This is a genomic window from Arthrobacter sp. Dra40 (assembly GCF_059091905.1).
In genome coordinates, this window is record NZ_JBNHHB010000377.1 from 1 (window position 1) to 3199 (window position 3199).

Genomic DNA, 3199 nt, shown 5'->3' on the forward strand with positions numbered 1-3199 from the left:
CGCCGGGCTCGAAGTCGAAGGTCGTCGCCGACGCAAAAGACTTAAAGCCCCGCACAGTCAGAGATTTAAGATGCACGTTGTGTCTCCCGCGGCGGACGTTTTCCTTGCATCAATCTACCGTGCCCGCCCCGAAATCACGGGCAGGACGGGCCTGTCCGGAAGCCTGCGCGCGTGAGAGCGGCGTGTGGAGGCCTTCTCATCCAGTCCCGCACGTACATTGGCGACGTGGCCACGCAGAACTACCCTGAAGGCCAGACCACGTCCGGATAGGAGTGCTTCACCCGTGTCAGATCCAACTGGTTTCCGGGGGCAGCGTATTGCCGCCATTGTTCCGTGCCACAACGAAGAACGGACAATTGCCACCGTCGTCCGGGACCTGAGGCTCGCTGTCCCGGGGATAACGGTCTATGTCTACGACAACAACAGTTCCGACCGCACCGCCGAACTGGCGCGCACGGCGGGCGCCATCGTGCGGAACGAGACGCATAAGGGCAAGGGCAACGTTATCCGGCGGGCGTTTGCCGATATCGACGCCGATATCTATGTCACGATCGACGGCGACGACACGTACGAGGCAGCGGACCTTCCCCGCATGATCGAAGCCCTGTTGGGCGGCCCCTACGACCATGTGCTCGGTGTTCGTGACGACACGGTTGAAACCGGGTCGTACCGACCGGGGCACGAGATGGGGAACCGGATCTTCAACCGCGTTGTCAGCCTTCTCTTCCGATCCCATGTTTCGGACATGTTGTCCGGGTATCGGGTGTTTTCCCGCCGCTTCGTCAAGTCGTTCCCGGCGGTGTCCAAGGAATTCGAGATCGAGACCGAATTCACGGTGCACGTGACATCCCTGCGCCTGCCGCAGACCGAGGTTGACGTCGGATTCCGCGACCGGCCCGAGGGAAGCGTCAGCAAGCTCAATACCTTTTCGGATGGCTTCAAAATCCTGTCGCTCATCTTCCAACTCGTCCGCCATGAACGGCCGGCACTCTTCCACGGCCTCATCGGCGCAGCGCTGGCACTGGTTTCGCTTGGATTGGGGGTGCCCGTCGTCGTCGAGTTCTTTGAGACCGGCCTGGTGCCCCGCTTCCCGACGGCTATCCTGGCCGCTGCTTTCATGGGACTGGCGGTTCTGGTGGCTTGCATCGGGGTGATCCTCGACGGTTTGAAGCGGGGACGGCGTGAGGCCGCCCGCCTGGCCTATCTGCGCCTGGACCCGCCGCAGCATGCGCAGGATGGAAATGTGATGCCGGTGGACCCGACGCAGGTGCGCCTCGACGGGACGAACAAGTGACCGGTTCGTCCGCCCGCCCGGCGCGCGGCACCGCCGGCAGCCCGCAGGGTGTACGCACCGGGTGGGCAGCACCGGACTACTGGTGGCTGTCAGTTTTGGGCGTCGTTGCTTTTCTGGCCACTGCCTTCCTGTGGGAAGCGAACCGACCCGGGCGCATGACGAATGATTCTGCCCATCAACTCAAGCAGGTCCTCGGGGAGATTCCGCTGGACGACTGGCACCCTGCCATCATGACGGTCAGTTGGGCCGGCTTGTACAAGCTGACCGGCGAGATCAGCTCCCTGGTTCTGGTACAGATCGGGGTGACGTTCATTGCCGCGCTGCTGCTGGCCATCTATCTTCACGACCTCACCCGCAGCCGGCTCGTCTCCTCGCTCGCACTCGCGATTCCGTTGCTGCCCTTCACCATCACGTTCTTAGGCGTGATGTGGAAAGACGTGCTCATGATGATCGCGTTCTTTGCCGGCACCATCCTCATACTGCTCGCCGAGCGCCTCCCGACATTCCGCTATCCGCTGCTCGCCCTGTCGCTGTTGTTCCTGCTGTACGGGGCGATGGTCCGAAAAAATGCGTTCTTTGCCATCCTCCCCCTTGTCTTCCTCCTCTACCGGGCCTGGCGAAACGGGTCCCCGAAGCAACACCGACGCCTCACGGCCAACCGGAAACGCTTTGTGGGAGGCTATGCCATTGCCGCCATGACGTTTTTGGTGCTTTTGCTGGGCGCGAGCGCAGCGGTCAACGCCGTATTCCAGCCCAAAGCCACAGGCCAGCTTTCCCAGGTCTTCCTGGACGACATCATTTTCACGGTGCCGGCGCACGACATCAGGGACGCGAATATCCCCCGGGAGTTGGAAAACAAACTGCTTCAAGCCCGCGCAATATGCCAGGCTAAAGACGCGATCTGGGACGCGTACTGGAAGTGCTACGGCCGCGGAGCCACCGGCAAGTCCTTCGAACCGATCGCTTACCAGTCTGAGGTCCGGGATCTGTGGCTTGATGAAGTCGTGACGCATCCTGCCCGGTACCTGTACTACCGGGCTGAGACGTACGCCCGGTTCCTTTTCACGAGCAAGCTGGAATTCGTCGGTACTGGCTCAAAGGTTGTCCCTTCCGAGTACCGTGTGGAGCCGTCCAAGGCGGACAACATCCTTTATGACTACGTCGTTGAGTTCGGGCTGAAGACTTTTTCCTGGCTTTTCAAAGCCTGGTTTTGGCTTGCTGCCGCCGTGATCCTCATTCTGTTACTCCCCAGGGCAAGGATTCTGCGCCCGCAGATCGCGGCTCTGGGCTGGTCGGCGTTTCTCTACCTCGTGGGATACTTCCCGATTGTCCCGGCCGCCGACTACCGCTACAGCTATTGGCCTGCTGTTGCCTGCACACTTGCCGGAGTGCTCTTTGTGGCTGACCACCGTGTGAAGAGGGAATTCCCGGACGCTTCCATCGCAAATACAAGCGGATCCGGGCGGTCTCTGAAATCACGCTTTGGGGTCACCGGGTAACGTCATGAGGGCGCTCCCAGGCGCCGCGAGGGGCAGTCTGAGAGACAATGACCACACACCCATGCCAATTTCTGCATGTGCGGAACGGTGGTTCGGGGTGCATAGTTAAGAGTTCGGGTACCAATGGGGGATTCTCCGCGTACAGGTGACCGTTCCCGAAGACGAATAAAGGCTGGATATTGATCGGTAACGCGACGTTTCGACATGACAACACGGCACTGCTGGCCGTCTCGAGCGTGGAGGCACCGGTAGCTGTCAGTTCCGCCGAGTTCGACGACCGGTTGGCCCCCAGCCTGAAGCGGCTGAAACTCTCCCGGAAGCTGCTGGAACGTGTTGCCGGCGTCACGGAACGCCGCTGGTGGTCGCCTGGTTCGTCATTCGACGACGCCGCCATCGAAGCCGGTGC

Annotated in this window: 2 protein-coding genes and 1 pseudogene; all 3 read left to right on the plus strand. The window is 61.2% G+C overall.

Translation table 11 applies throughout. From position 1 onward, the window contains the following. The first annotated feature begins 283 nt into the window (after nt 1-283). On the plus strand, nt 284-1294 hold the full coding sequence (locus AC5RWT_RS36040; protein ID WP_494084410.1) for a glycosyltransferase: 1011 nt from the start codon (nt 284-286) through the stop codon (nt 1292-1294). Between the two features lie 95 nt (nt 1295-1389). Then, nucleotides 1390-2793: a hypothetical protein gene (locus AC5RWT_RS36045; protein WP_494084411.1), complete on the plus strand. Its 1404-nt coding sequence runs from the start codon at nt 1390-1392 to the stop codon at nt 2791-2793. Between the two features lie 179 nt (nt 2794-2972). Beyond that, nucleotides 2973-3199: pseudogene (locus tag AC5RWT_RS36050) on the plus strand (3-oxoacyl-ACP synthase III); the annotation flags it as partial.